The organism is Pseudobutyrivibrio ruminis HUN009, from assembly GCF_000703005.1.
Taxonomy (GTDB): Bacteria; Bacillota; Clostridia; order Lachnospirales; family Lachnospiraceae; genus Pseudobutyrivibrio; species Pseudobutyrivibrio ruminis_A.
Window position 1 is genome coordinate 453989 of the sequence record NZ_JNLH01000001.1, and the last position, 22344, is coordinate 476332.

A 22344-nucleotide genomic window follows, 5' to 3' on the forward strand; every position below is an offset into this window, starting at 1 on the left:
ATACAAGCGCCCTAGTTTTTTGATGTAGGTTACGGATACAAGCCTTGGTATTGCTTCGTTCCGAGATTGGTCACTTCAGCAACACCAAGAGCTTGTCTCCTACCTACATTCTTGACACTGAGAGCTTGTTAACTACCTGCTCATCTAAATATTATATTTTTTATTAACCACGGTTAGTGGAGAGCCTGGGCGATATCTGCAATGAGGTCTTCGCTGTCCTCGAGGCCGCAAGATACGCGGATAAGGCCTGCTGGGATGCCAGCTGCCTCAAGCTGCTCATCTGTCATCTGACGATGTGTAGATGTAGCTGGGTTTAAGCAGCAGCTTCTAGCATCAGCAACGTGTGTCTCGATAGCGATGAGCTTGAGCTTCTTCATGAATGATTCTGCTGCAGCTCTGCCTCCGTTGAGCTCGAATGAAACTACACCACATCCTCCGTTTGGAAGATACTTCTGAGCCATCTCGTAGTACTCATCTCCCTCAAGGTTTGGATAAGTAACCTTCTTTACCTCTGGGCAAGACTGAAGGAATTTTGCAACGGCAAGTCCGTTTTCAGCATGGCGAGGCATACGAACGTGAAGCGACTCCAATCCAAGGTTGAGGATGAATGCATTCTGTGGAGACTGGATGCTTCCAAGGTCACGCATAATCTGTGCTGTAGCCTTTGTGATGAAAGCTCCCTCTTTACCAAACTTCTCTGCGTATGTGATTCCGTGGTAGCTGTCATCTGGAGTGCAAAGTCCTGGGAACTTATCAGCATAAGCCATCCAATCAAACTTTCCTGAATCTACGATACATCCACCAACGCCTGCGCCGTGGCCATCCATATATTTTGTAGTTGAGTGTGTAACGATATCTGCGCCCCACTCGATTGGACGGCAGTTTACTGGTGTTGGGAATGTGTTATCAACAATAAGTGGTACGCCATGAGCGTGTGCCACCTTTGCAAATTTTTCTATATCTAAAACTGTAAGGGCTGGGTTTGCGATGGTCTCGCCAAACATTGCGCGTGTGTTATCCTGGAATGCTGCATTCAACTCTTCCTCTGATGCATTTGGTGAAACGAATGTAACATCAACACCCATCTTCTTCATTGTAACAGCGATAAGGTTGAATGTTCCACCATAGATTGATGAAGATGCAACGATATGACTGCCGCACTCGCATACGTTGAATAATGCGTAGAAATTGGCTGCCTGTCCGCTGGATGTAAGCATTGCAGCTGTACCACCTTCAAGTGCTGCGATTTTTGCAGCCACGTAGTCGTTTGTAGGATTCTGAAGTCTTGTATAGAAATAGCCTGATGCCTCAAGGTCAAAAAGCTTTCCCATATCCTCACTAGTGTCATACTTGAAAGTTGTAGATTGTACAATTGGAATCTGTCTTGGCTCACCATTTCCTGGTGTATAACCTGCCTGCACACATCTAGTTCCAATTCCCTGCTTATTCATGTCTTGCCCTCCTGAAATACTAAAAATAGGTGTGTAGTGAAATAATTATAATCACTACACACCCATAAACTTTACCATATTAAAGCGGCATTTTAAATATTAATTCTATCTAATTATTTCATCATAACGGGCTGAAACCTTGGACCAGTCAAGCACTTCCCAAAATGCTTTGATGTAATCTGGACGCAGATTCTTATACTTAAGATAGTAAGCATGCTCCCAAACATCAAGAGCAAGTATAGGCGTCCAGCCTTTGCCCTCTGATAATGGATTGTCCTGATTCAAAGAGTTTGATGCATGAAGCTCTCCTGCAGAATCAACTGAAAGGAAAGCCCAACCTGAACCAAACTGAGCTGCTGCAAGCTTCGACAGTTCGTCTTTGCATGCTTCAACACTTCCAAATGCTTTATTAATTGCATCAGCAAGCTTACCTGCTGGCTCCTTTACAGCATTAGGAGAAAACATTTCAAAATAAAGATTATGATTATAATATCCACCACCTTGATTTCTGATACCTTTGCGCAAAGTCTCATCGGAAATCTTATCTAAGTTTGCAAGAACTTCTGCTGCTGGCTTGTCCGCCACACCAGCTTTAGCTGCAAGATCATTGAAATTGTTTGTATAGGTTGCATGATGCTTGCCATGATGAGTCTCAATTGTGAGCTTATCAATATATGGCTCCAAAGCATCTGTTGCATAAGGCAATTTGATTTGTTCGTACATGTGTATTCTCCTTTCGTTTTCAGCTGGTCTCCGCCAGTTCCTTTGGATTTGTATACACATTTTAACATATTGCCTACGCAATTATAATCAAATCTATGTAAAAAGTTTCTATAGTTTAGCTTGCTTTAGGCTCGCCATATTCTCTGACCATCGAATTAAAAACTACAACCCATTGCTTACCAAATTTATGAACATCAATACCTTCTATTAATTTTCCATATATTATAGCTCGTCTAAGAGTACTTTCGTTGAGCCCCCACATTTCTGTAGCCTCTCGCATAGACATTAAACCATCAAATGGAGAATCTATCTTCTTACCATTATCCCATAATTCATCACAGGACAAATCTAAATCATCATTCCAGATAATTCCATATCCACCAACATCAACTGATACTGATTCAAATAAAGAACTATCCTCCATTAGTTGGTTAAAAGCTGGTATTGTCTCTGCTAAATCTTTAATACTATATTCCTTTGTCTGACCTTCAACAAAATGAACTTGTAATTTATAATCAGGCATCGCCTTTACATCTTTTATCTTATGAAACATATTTACCTCCTATTCAAGTGGTGGCAATTCACCTTCTAATAATTCATATGTTCTAAGATCAATAGCTGCAATATCTTCACCATATATGGCATGAAGATGGGGTGGATTGTGTTCACTAGAACGAAAATACATTCTTATCACAATACCATTAAATCTTGAAATAACTGGCATAACATTACTCCTCAATAGAATAATATCACGTTATCGTGATGTGAGCAAGAAAATAGTTCCATAATCCGCTCCAAAAGTATTGAATTAATCATATTCAAAGATTTAATACCTGAAATGCTATATTTCCAACACATTTTGGGCTTCAAAAGTATTAAATCAAGATATTTTTTCATTTTAATACGCAACCCCTCCATTTTAATCGTCATTTTTAACAGCATGATAATTATCATAGTATTAAAAATCAAAATCATTTGATTTCACTACTTTTAAAGCTCTAATTCCATCAAAAATCACTGATTTCACGTATTAAAAAATGAAATCTCCTCATTTCAATACTTTTCATTTTTCGCCAAGTATTATTATTAAACATCCCGCCAATTCAATACTTCACACTCCAGCCCTCCACAAACAAACAGCCCTCGCCAAACACAGCGCTCACTCAGCCTTACATTAACCCTGTAGCTTTGCCACAGCCCCAGTTTTTAAGCCTGCTTGACTAACATTTATCTGCCAAAAGTAAAGAAAACATCCTTCCTTGTATCAAATAAGACACAAAGAAGGATGTTTTTATTTTAGTAATCTAGGCTATTTTAATAGTTATCAGCTAAGTTATCAAATCCCATCACCGACTTCTACAGTGGTTTACTCTTCTGAAGGTACATCAACTCCCTCAAACTCTGTAACGTATTCATAATTATTAGCATCATTTGATATACCTACTGTTACATCGATAGTATCACCATTATCCACTATATTTAGGCCTATATCATATACTGTAGATGTTGTTCCCAAAGCATCTATATAAGTTGTTCCCGTGTGCGTTCCAGTAGCTTCCTCACTACCCATGGTATTAACTATTGTCTCAGTAAACTCATATGCACCAGTACCCTCTCTATTAGTAGGAAAAATAATTTCATTTCCTTTTCTTAAGTGAGCACTTGTCCCAATTCCACTATCAGGCACTCCTGTAATAGTATTTCCATTACTTGTTAACTCAGAAATCTCTGCGGCATTATCAAATAGCTGAACATCCACGGTCATTACTATATTATCTACAAGATTTTCAGGTGCTTCATATCCCGGTGTAGAATATACTAGTGTAGCATCCGCCATACTGCCATATCCGTCGTATGCACCATATCCTACAGTTCCTTGTACAATATAAAGAGAATACATCTTATACGAATCGCCTTCACCAACAGAGATTGTTCCAACCTTTGTTAATCCTGCCATCATAGAAGATTGACTTTCAGGGACCGCTATAACCGCATAGCCTTCCCCTGCTGCTGCCTTTTCAGCTGCTGCAACAACTCCTTGAATTCTTCTTGCATCTTTTACACCAAACTGCTTACACATATTGTAAACATAAGGTGTAATAACAATTGATTCATCAGCAAGAGATGTAACTGTAATATTGTTATTGGCACATGCCTCTAATGTGGTAATATTAAAGCCATTATCTTTTCCTATAGTGAGATAATGCTCATAATATTTGAAAATATCATTTCCGTACAAAGCCTTTAATTCTGGATATGCACTTGCATATGCAGATGGGTTGAAATCTTTCCAGCCTTCACGGCCTTCAAAAATTCCACATGTTACAAAGTGTGCAAAGAGAGCTTCATCATCATCTAATATGTCTTCTGGAAGCTCCAAATTATTCACTCTATAATAATCAACATCAAACAATTCTCTAATTAATGCGATTTGCTCCGCTGTCAATGTTTGATAGCTAACAGTTGCTGAATCTGTAGCTTGTGTAAGTCCTTCTGCGTTTGCCACAATTGTAGGACCTGTCCATGATGCCACCATTGCTGCTGCCAACATGAATGCTAATACCTTTTTTCTTCTCATATAAAACCTCCTCAAATGAATGTAAATTCATTATCCTCCCACAGGAGACAATATACATTTTCTTCATTGTCTGACTAATTGCCATTATAAAAAAAAAAAATGAACATTTAAACCCTATTCACCATTTGTTCATACAATATTTTTAAACAAAACGTGTTCTGACTTGAATAAGATTATGAAGTAATTTTCTGGCAAAAAAAGAGACATCTTGCGATGCCTCAAAGGTATGACTTCTGTTTTTCTGATGAAAAACAGAAATCTATAGTTTAGCTAGCTTTAGGCTCGCCATATTCTCTGACCGCCTCTTTACCACTGTATTTAGAGTGAGCACGCAGGCAGTGGTAAGTTGTCTATATTTTTATCACAAACTTCCCACAATCCTTTTAAATACGTTGGCTTGTGATAAATGGCCGCCGCCAGCCCCTCCTTTTAATGTGACTTGTGGATTCGCCACAGTCCCAGTTTCAATCCTGCTTGACTAACATTTATCTGCCAAAAGTTATGAAGTCAAGGGAGCGAAGCTCCGAAGGCTTGCCCTTGACTGAGATAACTTGGCAGATATGATGTGTCTAGCAGGTTGAAACAATAAAAAAACACCTCAGCCTTAGCTGAGGTGCCATTAATCATTACTCTGTGTATGCGTTCATTGCGTCGATGACCTGGTTGATTTCGTCGTCAGTGAGCTCTGGGAACATAGGGATTGTTACGCCGTGCTCTGCAAGGTCCTCGGCAACTGGGAAGTCTCCGTGCTTGTAGCCAAGCTTGCCGAAGCAGGCCTGCTCATGCATTGGAACTGGGAAGTAAACGCCTGTGGCGATGCCCTTTTCTTCCATGTATGCTCTAAACTTTGCTCTGTCGTTTACGCGAAGTGGATAAACGTAAAAGATGTGCTCGTTGAAGTCAGCAACTACTGGCTTTGCGAAAGCTGTGTTAGTAATCTTCTCGTTGTAGATTGCTGCGATTTCACGGCGGCGAGCGTTCCAATCATCAAGATGAGGAAGCTTAACTGAAAGCATTGCTGCCTGGAGTGCATCAAGACGAGAGTTGAAGCCTACTAAGTAATTGTAGTACTTTGGAAGATTTCCGTGGAAATCAATCTTTGACTCGTCGAACTCCTGACCATTTAATCTAGCGTATGTGTAAGCGCCATTGAGACCTGAACCGTGAACACGGAAAGCCATAGCAGCTTTGTATAAGTCTTCGTTACTTGTAACGATGATACCAGCATCGCCTGCTGCACCAAGGTTCTTTGTTGGGAAGAAGCTGACGCATGCAATATCGCCAAGTGAGCATGTGCGACGTCCCTTGTATTTAGCGCCTGCAGCCTGTGCACAGTCTTCGATTACAAGTGCGTTGTGGCTGTGAGCGATTCTGCAAATCTCATCCATATCTGCAGCCTGGCCGTAGATGTGAACTGGAATAACAGCCTTTGTCTTTGATGTGAAAGCAGCCTCAAGCTTGCTTGGATCCATTGTGTAAGTCTCTGGTGTGATATCTACAAATACTGGAGTTGCCCCAACCTGAGCAATTGCCTCTGCTGTAGAAACAAATGTCATTGCTGTTGTGATAACTTCATCACCCTCACCAATGCCTGCTGCAAGAAGTGCGATTACAAGGGCATCTGTGCCATTGCCAACACCTACTGCATACTTTGCACCACAGTATGATGCAAATTCATTTTCAAAATTCTGAACCTTTGGTCCTAAAATATATCCGCCTGAGTGAAGCACCTCAAGTGCTGCTGCATCAAGCTCATCCTGAAGAGACGCATACTGTCTCTGCACATTCATAACTGGTATCATATTTTCCTCCTAACTACCACTACTCTATGGCTCGCTTGTTACGCTCTCAAGCCTAGACAAACTACGCTCAACAACACGTTTCGCTTTAGTTTTGTCTAGAGCTTTATAGCTACAAGCTATCTTTAATACTTAACTATTCCTACCTAGTCGGCTTACCACTTTACCTTTAACGTACTCAACCTCTTCGATGCGCATCATCATGAGGATGACGATGTAGCCACCGATGCCGATTACGGCTGAGAGGCCAAAGATAATGATGTTGCTATCAAATAAATACTTCATCAAAAGCACTACGATTACTACAAAAATTGCACCTGGAATTTGTTTTAGTAAAACTGGTATGTGGTCCAGGAATCTGTAGTCTTTGATGTGGCGCTTCAGCATCTGTGAGTTAATCAAAAAGTTGACTGTCAAGCTGATGGAGCTAGCAATTGAAATACCCATAACTCCAATGACATGTGACAGCGCAATACTAAAGATGATGTTGGCGCCCACAGCGAAGATTCCTGAAATCATCGCGCGCTTGGTGTCCTTAAAAGAATAAAGTCCTCTTAAAATAATATCACGTACGCCCATACTAGTAAAACCGACAGCATAACCGATGAGAGCTGCACTTGTAAGGGCGATGGATTTCTCGCCGAAGTTACCACGTCCAAAGGCGATAGTAACGATTTCCCTTGCACACATACAGGTAACAAGTGTGATTGGAATCATGATGCAAATCATGACGTTGATAGCCTTTTTCATGGTGTCGATAAGGCTGTCATAATCACCCTGGGCTGTGTATGTGGAGAAGTTTACATATAAAACATCCACCAGGTTGTTTACCAAGATGATAGTAACAAAATCTTCCAGGGAAACTGAGTATGATAATGCCGATACATTTCCGTGACCAAGGCCTGTGGAAAGAGCACTATCAACCAGCTTGTTTATCTGCGAAACGGAATTGCCTATGAATAGTGGCACCGCCGTCAAAAGTACTGTTTTAATCTCTGGCACATCCTTGAATGCTACGAATGTGAACTTGAAATATCTGCGTCCACGAATCAAAAGCAATGAGCCAAAGATGATGTAGCTTAAATACTGGGCAATGATTAGTGATGTAACTGCCTGCACGTTGTAGAGAATCAGGATACACAAGATTGTTGTGATACTTGTGATTGCTGATTCGGTACGGCTGACTACGAAGTCTTTGTTGGCATCCATCATAGATGTCCATACCAATGTGACTACCGCAAACAAGAAAAATGGATAGCAAATCTTTAGATATTGCTGTAAGTATTCCAGCTCTGTTGGTGTGTAGCCCTGGCCAAGTGCTGATGCGATGTATGGTGTAATCATGTAGACAATCAGCAACACAAAAAGCACTACCGGTAGCAAGATTTCAAGACATGCACTCATAAGTCTTGATGCTGCATCCCTACCTCGCTGCACCAGGCAGTGAGTGTAAATGCTTACCAGTGAAATGGTGATAGCCCTGATAAAAGCTGACGATAGCGTGCCTACAAAATTGAAGGCTACGAAATATATATCTGTTTCGAATGTTGTGCCGAAGAAATAAGCTATGACCATTTGCTTAACAAAGCCAAGTAGCTTAAAGCACAAAGTAAGTATCGTAATTACGATAGTTGTGCTTACGATACTTTTTGTTTGTTTACTCATATTTAATTCCTATTAGAAAAGTGATGTTATCGCTGTAAGAATCTCTGAACCGAAGCTCGCAATAACGATTCCTATAATGATTACGCAAAGTCCTGTTGCTTTCTTGGCACCAATTTTCTCACCAAGGAATATTTTTCCTAAAACAGCAACCCAGATATAACCTGTTGCCTCAAGAATTGGTCCAAGTGAAAGTGGTACTCCCTTGTAGCCGATTACTGAGCAAAGTGATGCTCCAAAGAAAACAATGTATGCTCCCATAACCATTGGGTTAAGGTACTCTGCAATTTTGCTTGGGTATTCTTTTTCAGCAGCCTTCTTTAAAACGATTTGTGAGCAAGAGGCGATGAATGTACCAGTAAGCATAATTAACATAAATTTATTCATTGCTGCTTACCTCCTCTTTGCTAGCTTTTCCGTTGACTTCCTCATCACCACTAACAACAAGGTAAACGCCGATGATAACAACGATTGCACCGATTACCTTCTGAAGTGTAATCTGCTCGCCAAACACAACAAAGCCCCATATGAGACCCCAGATTGTTGTTGCAGCTTTGTTTGCATATGTAGTGATAAGTGGCAGATGCTTTAAAACCTGCTGCCATGCAATAGCGTAGAATCCAAGGATGCAAATAACTATTCCATAGAAAAGAATCCACTTTGGACTAAGGAATTGGTTCTGTGATGCAAACTTAGAGCAAATGCTATTTACCGAAAATATCAAAATAATTACATGTAAAATGGCAAACCACTTTATAGTATCTCTTTTCATGAATTTGTCCTACTTTCTTAATTCTTATAAACTATTACAGTATAACGCTAGCTATGCTGAAAATCTAGTTTTGATTATTCAAACGATATTTCTTAAATATTTCATACTGCCTTTGAAGCTCTGTTTCTTCATCTGTCAATAAGCCTTTTGCCTCCAAAACTCTTTCAATGGCCTGAGAAACATCTAATGTATGATATGGTAAATACAGTCCTCGCAGTTCCTTAGGCTTTACAATTTTATAGGCTCTTGATGAAGAGATTTCATAAGAATAGCAAAAATATCTATAGAAATACCCAATCCAAAACATTTCGTTATTTGAGTATTTCACTGATCCATAATTGGATGTTCCATACTGCTCATTTACTGACTCTAAGATATCACCCGCTTGTAGATTGGTTTCCAACAATGAACCATTATCCAGCTTTTTCGCAATATCACTATGCATATATCTTCTGATGAAAATTTCTGAGCTTGAATTCATTTTTTCTATCGATAATTCAAATGTTTTTGCCTGTATATCACATAGCAATAAGCCATCTTTATCAATTTTTCTTGCATTCATATTTCATCTCCTACTCAAGAATTTCATCTATATATTTACCCTGTCCTCTGTAGGTTCTTCTGGCCAACTTTACCTTATCATCTCCAAGTTTGGCCTCTTCCGTTCTTATCTTTTTATAGTAATCCCTCTCGCTTTGTGAAACATAACAACGTTCCAATAACTTTATATGACTAACAGCTTTCTCACTAATAAACACATATTGATTTCCAAGATTTGTAGCTGCCAGGCAATGTTTGCACTGTTCATCAGTGATTTCCCCATTTATAAAGGAGTTTATTATTTGGAACATCCTATTGTCGGCTATTGGGGCAACAATGTAATCACATTCTCTGGATTCTTCAATTATCTTTTTAATTCTAGGATGATTCTTATATTCATCTAAAGCTCCTCGATAATATGCAATAGTCATCATCCATTCCTGATTTACCTTGTATTCCTTAGACATTAGTCCTTCAGGATTAAAATCTATAATATATGCTGAAGATTTATCAAAGCCTGACACAAAAGATACAGCCTGCTCATATTTTTCTCCAGTATAAAACCCTTTCCCAAAATCATTATTATCTCTTCCATAGAAAACATCTATTTCACCTTTAATCTCACTCTTTGCTCCATGAAATAGCTGCTTATGATTGATAGGCAAATTATCTCTACATAGCATTTCTTTCAGTCTATTAATCTTTATATTATTTTTAAAAGCATATTCATATACCATCTCCAATAATTGCTCACTAGGATTTGTAACACCACTTTCATTACGTGATAATGTTATCTGCTGTACACCTAACTCCTTAGCAAGTTCTTCTTGGCTGATACTGAGAATTTCTCTTATAGACTTTAAATCTTGTGAAAAATTATACTCCATTGTGTACCTCCAACTTATTTATATCATATTACTTAAAGAAGTTCAATAAACTTGTTTATATCACATTACTTAAAGAAGTTTAGCGTCCTAATAAAAGCGAGGCTCGAGCCTCGCTTCCTTTTTACTTATTCCAGTTTGCAAGCATCTCACGTACATAATCTGTAGTCATGATTTTGTCTACTGTACCCTGTACATCGAGGCGCTTTGTGTTGTGTGATGTGTATGCTTCAGATGCCATTGTGTGAACCTGGCCATCTACAAAGAACTTGTCGTAGTTGAGGTCACGACCATCTGGAAGTACACGATAGTAGTTGCCCATATCTACGGAACGAACGCACTCTTCGTTTGTCATAAGTGTCTCGAAAAGCTTCTCGCCGTGACGTGTTCCAATAATCTTTGTGCCTGTGTCGCCGAAGAGCTGCTGAACAGCCTTTGCAAGGTCTCCGATTGTAGAAGCATCTGACTTCTGAACGAAGAGGTCGCCTGGCTCACCATGCTCGAAAGCAAACATAACAAGTGCAACTGCCTCATCAAGATTCATGAGGAAACGAGTCATCTCTGGATCTGTGATTGTGATTGGGTTGCCTGCTTTGATCTGGTCGATGAAAAGAGGGATAACTGAACCACGTGAGCACATAACGTTGCCGTAACGTGTTGTACAGATTGTAGTCTTACCGGCTGCAACACGAGCGTTTGCGCCGATAACCTTTTCCATCATAGCCTTTGAAATACCCATAGCGTTGATTGGGTAAGCAGCCTTATCTGTTGAAAGGCAAACAACTCTCTGAACGCCTGCCTCTACTGCTGCATGAAGAACATTGTCAGTTCCTTCTACGTTTGTACGAACAGCTTCCATTGGGAAGAACTCACATGATGGAACCTGCTTTAATGCTGCTGCATGGAAGATGAAATCTACGCCTGGCATAGCATCCTGAACAGAGCGCATGTTACGAACATCTCCAATGTAGAACTTTACCTTACCAGCAAGATCTGGATGCTCAGCCTGAAGCTGATGTCTCATATCATCCTGCTTCTTCTCGTCACGTGAGAAGATACGAATCTCCTTTAAATCTGAATCAAGGAAGTGCTTTAAAACTGTGGAACCAAATGAACCAGTACCTCCAGTTATCATAAGTGTTTTATCTTTAAATAATTCACAATTCATTATTAAACCTCTTTTCTCCAAACCATTTTGTTAACCACACCGGTATAAGACTGGATAATTTTAACAACCTTTGTGGATACATTTTCTTCGATGTAATCCGGTACAGGTATACCATAATCGCCGTTTTCATTCAAATCGATGGCTGTAGTAACTGCCTGAAGTAATGACTTTTCGTCGATACCAGCGATGATAAAGCAAGCCTTATCGAGGGCCTCTGGACGCTCAGTTGATGTACGGATGCACACTGCAGGGAATGGCTTTCCAATGCTTGTGAAGAAGCTTGATTCCTCAGGAAGTGTACCTGAATCGGAAACAACCGCAAATGCATTCATCTGCAAGTGATTGTAGTCGTGGAAGCCAAGTGGCTCGTGCATGCGAACACGTGGGTCGAGCTTGAAGCCTGTAGCTTCGAGACGCTTGCGTGAGCGTGGATGACAGCTGTAAAGGATTGGCATGTCGTACTTTTCTGCTAATGCATTGATAGCTGTGAAAAGGCTTGTGAAGTTCTTTTCTGTGTCGATGTTCTCCTCGCGGTGAGCTGAAAGAAGGATGTACTTCTTTGGCTCAAGACCAAGTGTCTCAAGAACGTTGCTTGCCTCGATTTGCTCAAGGTTTGCATGAAGGACCTCTGCCATAGGAGAGCCTGTTACGTATGTGCGCTCCTTTGGAAGCCCGCACTCAGCCAAGTAGCGACGAGCGTGCTCTGAGTATGCCATATTTACATCTGAAATAATATCTACGATACGACGGTTTGTCTCCTCTGGAAGGCACTCATCCTTACATCTGTTTCCAGCTTCCATGTGGAAGATTGGAATATGAAGACGCTTTGCAGCAATAGCTGAAAGGCATGAGTTTGTGTCGCCAAGAATCAAAAGGGAATCAGGCTGAATTTCAACCATAAGCTCGTATGATTTAGCAATTATGTTGCCAACTGTCTGACCAAGGTTGTCTCCAACAGCTTCCATATAAACATCAGGATCATCAAGCTGCAAATCCTTGAAGAATACACCATTTAAATTGTAGTCATAGTTCTGACCTGTGTGAGCAAGCACACAATCAAAGTACTTGCGGCACTTCTTGATTACAGCTGCAAGTCTGATAATCTCAGGTCTTGTTCCTACTATTATTAATAACTTTAGTTTTCCATTATTTTTAAACATACTATTACCTCTACTCCGCTTGTTACACTTACAATCCTTAGTATTTCTCCGCTCATCTAACACGATTCGCTTGAGAAATCTAAGAGATTGTCAGTTACAAGCTCATTTAAATAATCTACACTTCCTCATAATAAGTGTCAGGCCTCAACGGCTCTAACAGTTCGTTGGCCCACATAAGGGTTACCAAATCCTGAGAATCAGAAAGATTGATTATATTGTGGGTGTAGCCAGGAAGCATGTGTACTGCCTGAATCCTTTCCCCTGAAACTTCGTATTCAAGCACTGGGAATGGATTGCCGTTTTCATCCACACCCACGCGGCGCTGCTGGATGAGGCCGTGGCCGCTGACTACAATGAAGAACTCCCATTTAGTGTGATGCCAATGCTGGCCCTTTGTGATGCCAGGCTTTGATATATTAACTGAAAACTGGCCGTGGTCGGTTGTCTTTAAAAGCTCTGTGAATGAACCGCGGTTGTCCACGTTCATTTTTAAATCGAAGCACGCCTTTTCCTTTGGAAGATATGAAAGGTATGTGCTGTAAAGCTTCTTTGCAAAGCTGCCATTTGGAATGGCTGGCATGATGAGTGAATGAGGCTCTTCCACAAAGCTATCAAGAAGCTCCACGATTTCGCCGAGTGTCACTGTGTGTGTGACTGGCACGTGGCAATAGCGACCATCTGCTGCTTCTACCACCTGGCCCTGATCATCATAATTGCAACGATGCTCCTGGCCGCGAAGTGCTGCAACCATTTCGTTAACCAAATCATCAATATAAACAAGTGTAAGCTCTGTGGCCGGGTCGTTTACTGTGATGTCCAAGCCATTTGCCTTGTTGTGGCAGAATGTGGCAACTGCTGAGTTGTAGTTTGGACGGCACCATTTTCCAAAAAGATTTGGGAAACGATAAACCAAAACCTTTGCCCCTGTCTCCTGCTGATATTTAAAGAAAAGCTCCTCACCGGCTAGCTTGCTTTTGCCGTAATCACTGCCGGCATATCTGCCAAGAAGTGTGGCCTGGATAGATGATGAAAGCATAACCGGGCAAGTGTTGCCGTGCTTTTTCAAAGTATCCAAAAGAGTGCTGGCAAAGCCGAAGTTGCCTTCCATAAATTCCTCTGTGTTCTGTGGACGATTGACACCTGCAAGATTGAAAACGAAATCGCAATCAGCGCAGAATCGATCCAACTCCTCCAATGAAGAATTTCTGTCATATTCATAAATTGTCAGGTCCTCATCAACAAAATGGAACCTGTCTCTTCCATCAGCTGCACACTTAAGAGTCTCAACAAGATTCTTTCCAACGAAGCCTGCAGCCCCTGTAATTAGTATTCTCAAATCTGTTCTCCATTTTTATATAATTAAACTCATTAATTATAGCACAACAATAAAATAAGTGCATTAAACTAAAAAGAGTTCGAAGACAAACTTAATCTGTCCTCGAACTCATGTATTTTATATGTACTGGCTTTTGTTCATAATCAGCCACGTTGATTGTGTAAGTTCTGTTGCCTTCAGCGTCCTCGCTTTCGAGAGTGAAGCCGTAGTCTCCATAGAAATCCTTCACCATTGCGTTTTTGGCAGTTGGATAGTAATGAGCCACGATTTTATCAACGCCTTTTTCCTTGCAGCGGCTGACAAATTCGTTCATCATCAAATCTTCCATGCCACGCTTAAGAACTCGACAGCTCATGAGCCACAATTTGATATCAACTGTGCTGTCCTTTATCTCTCCTGCAACAACAGTTACGATGCCGTTGTCGGCGAACTTATCAACAAGCTTGCCAGCCATGCAGATGTGTTTTCCACCATCCTGCATCTGACGGATGTCGTCCTCGCTGCAGCGAAGTGTAGTGAGGTTGAACTGGTTCGACTTATTTGTAAGCTGGGCCACACGCTGAATCATGATTGGCTCAAAACCTGTGATGTAAGCTGTCATATCAAGACTGTCCAGATACTGGCCGTAGTCGGCAAAAGCTGCTTGGGCTTTCTTAGCCTCAGCCTTGGCATGGTACATCTGTGTCTTTTTCATATCCTCGCCGGAGAAGTTGGTAACCTCGAAATATCCACCGTGATCAAGAACCTTGATGTAATTTTCTGCACCGTCCATAGCAGGAGTCTCTACACCAAGCTGGCTGTGAACAATCTCTCGCTCCGCAGGATTGTCATCCGCAAATACGAAGCTGTCCACTCCAAGAGTAAGCTCGTCTGCCATCTGAGAAAGATTTAAATCCTTTGGATCCCAGTTGGCCTTGATTGAAACGAAATCATCTGGACGAAGGATGCCGTCTGGATGATTGAGTCCGGCGATTGCATTTGCCTCGTCGTTTTTAGAATCAACAGCAAGTACAACGCCGATGTCCTTAAGATTCTTGCAGTAGCTTTGGAACTCGGCATACACCTGTCCCGCTGGAACCTCTGGGCCGATTGCGATGCCTTCCACTCCGTCATCTCCCACGATGCCGCCCCAAAGGGTGTTGTCCAAATCAAGGGCAAGGACTTTTTTATTGCGTCCATAAATGGACTTTATAATAGAAGCAACGGACTGAGCCACGTATGGGATGGCGTCCATATTCATGGCGCACTTGTACATGTGCCAGTATTTGGCGTCGTTCCACTGAGAAAGGCCGTAGTCCTGTGCCAGATAATCGATATCATTGATGTAAAAGCCTGTGTGATTATTTGCATAATCATAGAAACGTTGATTCAACCTTGAGATGAAATTGCTGCGACCTCTGTAGTCCCAGATGTCGCGGTTGCCCATCAATCTGTAGTTTGGTCGGTCGAAATTGTTCTGAATAATTGGGCAATGGAACTTTTCCTCAAGAGCTGTCCACATAGCCTCAAAATGCTGATACTGATTTTCAAGCAAATCATCCACTGTGGATTTGTCCATATCCATCTGTGGAAAATCAGTGATATTTCTCCAGCTGGTGTGGATATATATGATGTCCGGATTCATGGCATCTAGCTCAGGGCTTCCAAACATGGCATCCTGCCAGTACTGACCGTACTCAGACTGATAGAAGCTGGCCTTGATTCCGTGATTCAACAAAAAAATAGAAAGCATATCTACCACATCATTTGTAGTGGAACCGCCCAGCACTGCAATCTTCTTTTCGATGAGTCCTGGCTTTTCAGATAGCTCTCTGTATATCTTGGCGCGTTTTCTACGCAATGTTTTTGTATCTAAAGGATAATTAAAACAATCCATTTTTTCTCCTTTTTATAATCTACTTTTGTTTAAATCTATGACTTATTTTAAGGGATTTTATGGTATTATTCTAGTATGAAAAATCGCGGACTAGATAGAACACAATTAAAAATTTTGGCAATCATTGCCATGGTGGTTGATCACACCGCTTGGGGATTTGTAGATTTCATGTCTCCTTTAGGACAGTTAATGCACATTTTCGGAAGGCTCACACTTCCTATCATGTGCTTTTTTATCGCCGAAGGATACAGGCACACCAAAAATCTACAGGATTATATCTATAGGATGTTGGCCTTTTCTGCCATCTCTGTAATTCCGTTTTATATTTTCTTTCATGAGGAATATGGCTATCGCCAAAATATCATTTTCGATTTGACGCTGGCGTTGCTTTGCCTTTGCATTTCTGAGGGAAAGATTTTCAAAAGATGGATGAAGATATGCTTGATTGCCCTACTTGTGCTGATTTCTTTACTAATCGGTGGATGGGTTGTGATGCCAATCATCTATGTTTTCATTTTTTACTATGGAAGGGATTTCAAGGATAAGGCCATCATATTTACTGGCGCCACTGTGCTTATGAGTGCAGTTCTTTCAGTGATGATAGTACTCAATCAACAGTACCATTTCTCCCAGTATGATTGGACAGTTCAGGAAAGACTATATTTGCTTGGATTCGTATTTGCGTTAATTCCTTTGTATTTTTACAACGGAGGGAGAGGCAAGGATTTATTTGGCGGTTCAGGTGTAGGCAGATATTTCTTCTACATCTTTTATCCTAGCCACTTTTTGCTGCTTGCTTACATAAGGCACATTGTTCGTGGATACACTCTGCAAAATCTTTACATCGATATCCATGTGATAGCACTTTTGATTGCGCTAATCATCCTTTCGTATGTGCTTACGTTGCACACCACACGAGCTCAAATGGCTGTTACATTTTTCATGACTAGTGCAGCCATGTACCTGTTTGGATTTTTAATGGAGATTACCACCTATGACATCGAGGGCGTTTACACTGCAACCAAGCTTCAGTACTTTGCAGAATGCTTTGTGTTTATCGCAATCACTCTTTGCATCCAGGAGTTGACACATACCAGATTGCCATATCCTGTTTATGTTTTCGAGTTTGTTTTCTCCACATTTGTCATGTACTGCATGTTCACCTGGCGAGAGAATCATCTGATGTATAAGGATGTGATTATGGACTTTGACGGTCCGTTTCCACGAATGTACGTGGTGGAATACGGAATTGTTTTCTATGCATTCGTGTTATACTGCTTAGCCATTTGCTTGATGGCCATTGGCGTGGGATTTTACTCACTTCGTAATCACGATAATTTGCAGAGAAAGCGTCTCAGGCTTTTGCTTCTTGGAATGGTTACCATGTGGATTCCATACATCAGCAAGATGATCGGTCTTTTTGATAAGTACGAGATTCCTGCTTTGACCATTCCATTTACTGCATATTTCGTTGTTCTTTCTCTGAAGAAATACAGCTACCTTGATTCTGTTGCTTTGGATTTTGCAAATGCCATTAATCGTGGTAACGAAGGAATCCTGGTTGTAGATAGAAACTTTAGCATCATGTATCACAACGAAGTGGTACATCAGTTATTTGGCAAGTTCATGAGATTTGATTCTGCAAGAAATGTGCCTGGGCTTTATGAAGCTTTGACAAGTGGAGAATCTACAATCACAAAGGACGGTCACACTTACGAGATACGAGTTGAGCCTCTTACTGAGCAAGGCCACAACATCGGTTCCATCCTTTGGATTTTTGATTTAACTGAACATTTTGAGTATCTTAGCTCTATAGAGAAATCCGCAAATACGGATTCACTTACAGGGCTACTTAATAGAAAAGCTTTTGAGAAAAGAGTGGGTGAGGCCCTTGAGAGAAAGGAAGGCGGCGCCTTCTTTATGGTGGACTTGGACAACTTTAAGCACGTCAATGACAACTACGGTCACGATGCTGGAGATGTTATTCTAAGCACCCTTTCTGCTGTAATCAAACACGAACAAACTCGCGACATGAATCACAACCTGATTGCGGGACGTGTGGGTGGTGATGAGTTCACTCTGTACTATGAAGGCATCACAGACAAGCGAGCCCTCAGCAACTTTGCTCACTTGCTTATCGACAATTTTGACAACAAGCTGCTGGCCACTGCTTATCCTGGAGTTACATCTATTTCACTTGGCATCTCCCTGACAGGCGGCAGCGAGCTGGCACCAGCCAAGACATACAATCAGCTTTACAAAGATGCTGACGAAGCACTCTATATTGCCAAGGGTGCTGGCAAGAAGACATTTGCGTTTAGATAAAATAAGAGCTATCTGTTGGCAATGACCTTCAGATAGCTCTTTTTTATATGCATTAATTCTAGTTATGCGTGGCTAGCCACTACATCCACGATACTGCCTACATTTTTGAGGGCGGCAACTTCGTCCATAGTGAACTGGAATTCAAATTCATCCTCGATCATTTCGATAAGGTTCATCTGCATAAGTGAATCCCAACCTTCAATGTCGTTTGCTGTGGTTGCTTCGCTGATTTCAAGGCTTTCATCGTCGAAGGCATCCTGAAAGATTTCGTTTATTTTAGATAAGATTTCTTCTCTGTTCATTGTAATCTCCTTTATTCTAATCCTTTTACTTCGTAAGGAACGGTCTTTGGCTTTGACCAGTCCAAGGTGTAGTTTTCGAATTTTAATGTGTTGGCACCGTCTGCGCGCATATCTGCTGCGATGACTGGATAAGCTGCACCAAGGTCGCATACGCAAAGGCCAAGGCTGTGGCTTTCGCCAGCTTTTGCAACGCCATTTGAAACAAGCCATTCATTGGTGATGCTGATTTCCTGGGTAACTTCCAAATCACGGACGTACATTGAGTAGCAGCGTTTTTCTGTGACGCCATTTTTATCTGTGTAGTCGCCAAAGAAATACTTTGGATGGCGATAAGGAACATCAACGCACTGCTCTACGTAGTGACCGAAGGTGATACCCTGGTGGGCCTGGATGTCAAAGAACAGCTGCTTACCGCCGTTGTCACGAAGATAGGTGAATGGACCTGCATCGGACCAGGCATCCTGATTATTCATGGCCGCCAAGCGATGTGCATTTTTGCCCCAAACCATAAAAGAATACATTGGGTGCTTGGTGCGAATGAAGTCGGTTCTGTTTTTAAGAATCCAATTGTTGAGAGCACCAACCTCGCCTGGTGTGTTTAAATAATCGAAGCCATTTCCTCTACAAAAGTCCCAGGAGAAAACTGGAAACAGAAGTGTTCCTTCCTCTCCGACTAAATCCTGTAACGTATTTACGAATTCATTTAAGAAATCGTTTCTCTGCTTTACCTTAACCTGGCATTCGTTTTTGGCAACGAATAAAAGGTTTGTGATGTCGCTGGCAACGTAAACCATGTCGCCACGTGCTATGCCAAGAGATGCGATTTCATTTTTTATATCATTTAATAAATCTTGTGATGTCATTTTTTCCTCTTATTTTACTTCTACCAAGCCATTTTCATGAAGCTTGTGGGCGATGTCGATTAGCTCTTTTACTGGCACTCCTGTGATTTCCGAAATGCCAATCAAATCGTTGCGACCATCGGCGTATGTCATGAAATACATCATGGCCATGACTGCATCGTAGCTTCCCTTTTTGCTAACTGTTGGGAAGAGCCCGCGCTTGCCAAGCTGTGGCTCGCAAGGTACTGTCATGACAAAAGTCTTGTTGTTTTCAAGAGCATCTACCACCTGAGTGACAACATCGTATGCTCCCCGGAATCCCTCTGGGCTAACGAGAGTCATATCATCGGCACTGGTGTGGTACTCTGGGTACTCGCCAAACTTGCTACGGCAGAAGCAAACCACTGGAAGGTCCACGCCTGCGGAATTGTACTGGCGCTCGTCTGAGCCGCGCTTCAAAAAGCTGTAGTCGCTATATTTTCCTTCTGTATGAGTCTTTAGAACATTCGTAAGAACTCTGTCGGCAAGAGTATCTGCGTATTTGCTATGGACAATTGAATAATCCCTATCATCACCTACGCAAGAAAGATTAAAGCCTGCAACGATATGCTGCTTCATATGCTGCAAGTGATCATCTGTAGCGATGTATGTGATAGAACCGATTGTCTCTGGAATGATGATGAATCGATATGTATAGTGGCGATTCTTTATCGTCTTTACGTATTTGATAAGCTCACACATCAGTACTGGGCCTGAGACTTCGTTGTTGGCCATAGATGGGTGGCAATCGTATGTTGAGAAGAAGATTTCTTCATCGGACTCGCCTGGTAAAACAAGCTCAGCGTATGTAAGATTACCATTGAAAAGCTCTGAATCGATGTACATGTGGTACTTGCCTGGCTTAAGGCTATCCAACTGATTCTGGCTCATGCAGAATCCGTAGCGTTCCTTGTAATAGCTGGTAACGTAAGGTACGATATCTGGCTGATCTGGCAATGTGAAGATGTGCTGCTTCAACTCTTCCAAATCTACCCACTCATCGATAGGGGTAGAATAACCCATCACGTGGAGGTTACTAACAGCCATATCTACTATATGGTTGCCTGCCTCGTCCTCGATGTAAGCTGCGTTTATCTTCCATTCCTTTGGCACATTCCAGTCAAAGACCTGTGTACCACTGGCAACATTTTTTATCTCAAATGTAACGCCATCATCGCCTGCAATCCTATCGGAGCACATCTTTAAAGTCTGGCGAACGCCCTCACCTGTGATGCTTCGGTTGATAGGAAAAAGCTCTGTGGCAAAATCATACATACTCTGTCCAATTGAACTCATGAATTACTCTCCTAGCTTAACAATTACTTTTCCGTCAATCACTGCGATTGAACCATCGTTTGGATATGTTGGCATAGCCTGAACCTCAGCGTTATCAGCGTATGTGCCATCATCCTCGATAAGAAGGTCATTGCCAAATCCAAGGTGCTCCTGCATGAAAAATCTTGAGCCGCCGTAAGTGATGATGTCGGTGAAGCGAGGATATTTTTCAAGCTGCACTGCCTCGAGCTGGTCTACTGAATCCACTTTGGCATTGGTGCCATCGGAAAGATTTTCCCAACCAACGAAGACGATTTCCATATCATCGGAAAAGCCTTCTGTGGCTTTGATGTTTGCAACAAGCTCGGTGTAGTAGGCAGTGGCCTGCTCCTCTGCGATTTCTGCCTTCATGTAGGCAGCGTTATCAAGATATATGTAACCCACAGTGAGGACTGCAAGTGAAAGAATCTGAATCCATGTGGCGATTGATGTAAGGCTGCGTACTGCGCCAGCCTTGAACTCCTGTGCATCCAACATCTCAATCAAAAATACTGGAAGAAGGAAAACGAAAATATTGCCGTAAACCATCAGCGAATCTACGTGATATTCCTCACTAGTAGAAAGAAGATAGACCACGTTCATTCCTATTGGAAGGAAAATGAGACCTACCAATGAAATAGCTTTAACGCCGACCTTATTTGAGCTACGAACCAGCATCACTACAAGCTGGATGATTGTAACGACAACGACAAGCGCTGTGAAGGCTCTAAGATATAACAAAGCGTTGATGCCAGCCTGACGGAATCCAAAGAAAGCTGCGACACTTTCAATGATTTGCTTTGGAAGAAGTGCGAGGCTGTAGCCATCGTCCATTCCCTTGTAATCAACGGCTTCGATACCCTTGATATGCTGGGTGATGAAGCGCATAACGCCCCAGATACCAAGACCAACTACAAGCTCTGCAAGATATGTGAAACCGCGTTTTGCATACTCACCGATAGAAGTGATTTCATTTTTCAAAACGCCAAGTGTAAGTGACACAAGAAATGTTGCTATTGTAACAGCAAAAAAGGCCTGGTAAATACCAAGGCTAAGTGATAAAACAACAGCGGAAAGAATGACGTTTTTCACTGATAAAGACTTAAGCAAAATCTTTGCTGCAAGAACCGCAAGAAGCAGTGCCAAGAAATATTCCCATGCTGTAAACATGAAAGAAAAGATGCTGGTGACTACCGGATATACGGACATGATTGCGCCGATGAAAGCAGCTGCAACCTTTGACTTAATCTGGAACATATCCACAATAAGCATTGCTGCAAAGCCAATGAAAATCAGAGACAAAAGGCCATTAAATACAGGCACTGAAAAAAGCTTTGTGGTCATCATCTGAATGTCGTAGATGAAACCAAGTACCCATCTGCCTGATTCGTATGTGCCGCCCAATGAGAATAGGCAGGCTGCATTGTCATGATATGAAATGCGGTTGAACAAAACATATCCATGGGCCACAAGCCCAGCCACCAATGCTGAAATTAGGGCTGTGATCTGTGTGCCTGTGAAATGATTTTTGATTTTCGAAAAAGCTGTCTCTATCTGAGATGTGAAATTCATA

The 22344-nt window shown here is 41.6% G+C and carries 20 protein-coding genes; 1 reads left to right on the top strand and 19 read right to left on the bottom strand.

The genetic code is table 11. The features are described 5' to 3' along the window. Positions 1-173: 173 nt before the first annotated feature. The 15 genes from BO15_RS0102030 to BO15_RS0102095 form a co-directional block, all read right to left on the bottom strand. A complete protein-coding gene (locus BO15_RS0102030; RefSeq protein ID WP_033151909.1) occupies positions 174-1451 on the bottom strand; it encodes an O-acetylhomoserine aminocarboxypropyltransferase/cysteine synthase family protein in 1278 nt (425 codons plus the stop codon). A 105-nt stretch (positions 1452-1556) separates the two neighbouring features. Further along, positions 1557-2174, bottom strand: coding sequence for a superoxide dismutase (locus tag BO15_RS0102035; RefSeq protein WP_033151910.1), 618 nt, complete (start codon positions 2172-2174; stop codon positions 1557-1559). 115 nt (positions 2175-2289) lie between these two features. Next, entirely contained in the window at positions 2290-2727 is a 438-nt protein-coding gene (locus tag BO15_RS0102040; RefSeq protein WP_033151911.1) for a DUF2442 domain-containing protein, read from the bottom strand. A gap of 9 nt (positions 2728-2736) precedes the next feature. Beyond that, positions 2737-2898 carry a DUF4160 domain-containing protein gene (locus BO15_RS13450; RefSeq protein WP_081828523.1) on the bottom strand — a complete coding sequence of 54 codons (162 nt, stop codon included), beginning with the start codon at positions 2896-2898 and terminating at the stop codon, positions 2737-2739. Between the two features lie 642 nt (positions 2899-3540). Then, a complete protein-coding gene (locus tag BO15_RS0102045) occupies positions 3541-4752 on the bottom strand; it encodes a hypothetical protein (protein ID WP_033151912.1) in 1212 nt (403 codons plus the stop codon). 626 nt (positions 4753-5378) lie between these two features. Continuing rightward, positions 5379-6554 carry a DegT/DnrJ/EryC1/StrS family aminotransferase gene (locus BO15_RS0102050; RefSeq protein WP_033151913.1) on the bottom strand — a complete coding sequence of 392 codons (1176 nt, stop codon included), beginning with the start codon at positions 6552-6554 and terminating at the stop codon, positions 5379-5381. 129 nt (positions 6555-6683) lie between these two features. Then, positions 6684-8216, bottom strand: coding sequence for a murein biosynthesis integral membrane protein MurJ (gene murJ / locus BO15_RS0102055; protein ID WP_033151914.1), 1533 nt, complete (start codon positions 8214-8216; stop codon positions 6684-6686). A 12-nt stretch (positions 8217-8228) separates the two neighbouring features. Then, the gene (locus BO15_RS0102060; RefSeq protein WP_052169716.1) at positions 8229-8600 is read right to left on the bottom strand and encodes a multidrug ABC transporter; all 372 of its coding nucleotides are present in this window, start codon (positions 8598-8600) and stop codon (positions 8229-8231) included. After that, positions 8593-8985 (bottom strand): DMT family transporter, encoded by a 393-nt coding sequence (locus BO15_RS0102065; protein ID WP_033151915.1) that lies wholly within the window; start codon positions 8983-8985, stop codon positions 8593-8595. The genes BO15_RS0102060 and BO15_RS0102065 overlap by 8 nt, the downstream gene beginning before the upstream one ends. A gap of 64 nt (positions 8986-9049) precedes the next feature. Beyond that, positions 9050-9547 (bottom strand): hypothetical protein, encoded by a 498-nt coding sequence (locus BO15_RS0102070; protein ID WP_033151919.1) that lies wholly within the window; start codon positions 9545-9547, stop codon positions 9050-9052. A gap of 10 nt (positions 9548-9557) precedes the next feature. After that, complete coding sequence (locus BO15_RS0102075; RefSeq protein ID WP_033151920.1) at positions 9558-10412, bottom strand: DUF3990 domain-containing protein; 855 nt, start codon at positions 10410-10412, stop codon at positions 9558-9560. A gap of 121 nt (positions 10413-10533) precedes the next feature. Beyond that, the gene (locus BO15_RS0102080) at positions 10534-11577 is read right to left on the bottom strand and encodes a polysaccharide biosynthesis protein (RefSeq protein ID WP_033151922.1); all 1044 of its coding nucleotides are present in this window, start codon (positions 11575-11577) and stop codon (positions 10534-10536) included. A gap of 2 nt (positions 11578-11579) precedes the next feature. Continuing rightward, positions 11580-12737, bottom strand: a complete 1158-nt coding sequence (gene wecB, locus BO15_RS0102085) for a non-hydrolyzing UDP-N-acetylglucosamine 2-epimerase (RefSeq protein ID WP_033151925.1) — start codon at positions 12735-12737, stop codon at positions 11580-11582. A gap of 115 nt (positions 12738-12852) precedes the next feature. Next, positions 12853-14073: an NAD-dependent epimerase/dehydratase family protein gene (locus BO15_RS0102090; protein WP_033151927.1), complete on the bottom strand. Its 1221-nt coding sequence runs from the start codon at positions 14071-14073 to the stop codon at positions 12853-12855. A gap of 91 nt (positions 14074-14164) precedes the next feature. Further along, the gene (locus tag BO15_RS0102095) at positions 14165-15949 is read right to left on the bottom strand and encodes an HAD-IIIC family phosphatase (protein ID WP_033151928.1); all 1785 of its coding nucleotides are present in this window, start codon (positions 15947-15949) and stop codon (positions 14165-14167) included. Positions 15950-16024: 75 nt separating this feature from the next. Here BO15_RS0102095 and BO15_RS0102100 point away from each other — a divergent pair, with 75 nt between their 5' ends. After that, positions 16025-18274 carry a TraX family protein gene (locus tag BO15_RS0102100; protein WP_033151930.1) on the top strand — a complete coding sequence of 750 codons (2250 nt, stop codon included), beginning with the start codon at positions 16025-16027 and terminating at the stop codon, positions 18272-18274. A gap of 62 nt (positions 18275-18336) precedes the next feature. On the opposite strand, the gene BO15_RS0102105 is transcribed toward BO15_RS0102100, so the two are convergent. The 4 genes from BO15_RS0102105 to BO15_RS0102120 are packed head-to-tail and all read right to left on the bottom strand — an operon-like array spanning position 18337 to position 22343. After that, positions 18337-18576 (bottom strand): acyl carrier protein, encoded by a 240-nt coding sequence (locus BO15_RS0102105; RefSeq protein WP_033151933.1) that lies wholly within the window; start codon positions 18574-18576, stop codon positions 18337-18339. A gap of 11 nt (positions 18577-18587) precedes the next feature. Further along, positions 18588-19439 (bottom strand): AAC(3) family N-acetyltransferase, encoded by an 852-nt coding sequence (locus BO15_RS0102110; RefSeq protein WP_033151935.1) that lies wholly within the window; start codon positions 19437-19439, stop codon positions 18588-18590. Between the two features lie 9 nt (positions 19440-19448). Next, on the bottom strand, positions 19449-20753 hold the full coding sequence (locus BO15_RS0102115) for a DUF4910 domain-containing protein (protein ID WP_033151937.1): 1305 nt from the start codon (positions 20751-20753) through the stop codon (positions 19449-19451). Between the two features lie 3 nt (positions 20754-20756). After that, on the bottom strand, positions 20757-22343 hold the full coding sequence (locus BO15_RS0102120; RefSeq protein WP_033151939.1) for a glucosyltransferase domain-containing protein: 1587 nt from the start codon (positions 22341-22343) through the stop codon (positions 20757-20759). Between the last annotated feature and the right edge of the window lies 1 nt (position 22344).

Bases quoted from the DNA above. Each gene is read 5' to 3' on its own strand.
- BO15_RS0102030 (WP_033151909.1), bottom strand. From the start codon at position 1,451: ATGAATAAGCAGGGAATTGGAACTAGATGTGTGCAGGCAGGTTATACA.
- BO15_RS0102035 (WP_033151910.1), bottom strand. From the start codon at position 2,174: ATGTACGAACAAATCAAATTGCCTTATGCAACAGATGCTTTGGAGCCA.
- BO15_RS0102040 (WP_033151911.1), bottom strand. From the start codon at position 2,727: ATGTTTCATAAGATAAAAGATGTAAAGGCGATGCCTGATTATAAATTA.
- BO15_RS13450 (WP_081828523.1), bottom strand. From the start codon at position 2,898: ATGCCAGTTATTTCAAGATTTAATGGTATTGTGATAAGAATGTATTTT.
- BO15_RS0102045 (WP_033151912.1), bottom strand. From the start codon at position 4,752: ATGAGAAGAAAAAAGGTATTAGCATTCATGTTGGCAGCAGCAATGGTG.
- BO15_RS0102050 (WP_033151913.1), bottom strand. From the start codon at position 6,554: ATGATACCAGTTATGAATGTGCAGAGACAGTATGCGTCTCTTCAGGAT.
- murJ (WP_033151914.1), bottom strand. From the start codon at position 8,216: ATGAGTAAACAAACAAAAAGTATCGTAAGCACAACTATCGTAATTACG.
- BO15_RS0102060 (WP_052169716.1), bottom strand. From the start codon at position 8,600: ATGAATAAATTTATGTTAATTATGCTTACTGGTACATTCATCGCCTCT.
- BO15_RS0102065 (WP_033151915.1), bottom strand. From the start codon at position 8,985: ATGAAAAGAGATACTATAAAGTGGTTTGCCATTTTACATGTAATTATT.
- BO15_RS0102070 (WP_033151919.1), bottom strand. From the start codon at position 9,547: ATGAATGCAAGAAAAATTGATAAAGATGGCTTATTGCTATGTGATATA.
- BO15_RS0102075 (WP_033151920.1), bottom strand. From the start codon at position 10,412: ATGGAGTATAATTTTTCACAAGATTTAAAGTCTATAAGAGAAATTCTC.
- BO15_RS0102080 (WP_033151922.1), bottom strand. From the start codon at position 11,577: ATGAATTGTGAATTATTTAAAGATAAAACACTTATGATAACTGGAGGT.
- wecB (WP_033151925.1), bottom strand. From the start codon at position 12,737: ATGTTTAAAAATAATGGAAAACTAAAGTTATTAATAATAGTAGGAACA.
- BO15_RS0102095 (WP_033151928.1), bottom strand. From the start codon at position 15,949: ATGGATTGTTTTAATTATCCTTTAGATACAAAAACATTGCGTAGAAAA.
- BO15_RS0102100 (WP_033151930.1), top strand. From the start codon at position 16,025: ATGAAAAATCGCGGACTAGATAGAACACAATTAAAAATTTTGGCAATC.
- BO15_RS0102105 (WP_033151933.1), bottom strand. From the start codon at position 18,576: ATGAACAGAGAAGAAATCTTATCTAAAATAAACGAAATCTTTCAGGAT.
- BO15_RS0102110 (WP_033151935.1), bottom strand. From the start codon at position 19,439: ATGACATCACAAGATTTATTAAATGATATAAAAAATGAAATCGCATCT.
- BO15_RS0102115 (WP_033151937.1), bottom strand. From the start codon at position 20,753: ATGAGTTCAATTGGACAGAGTATGTATGATTTTGCCACAGAGCTTTTT.
- BO15_RS0102120 (WP_033151939.1), bottom strand. From the start codon at position 22,343: ATGAATTTCACATCTCAGATAGAGACAGCTTTTTCGAAAATCAAAAAT.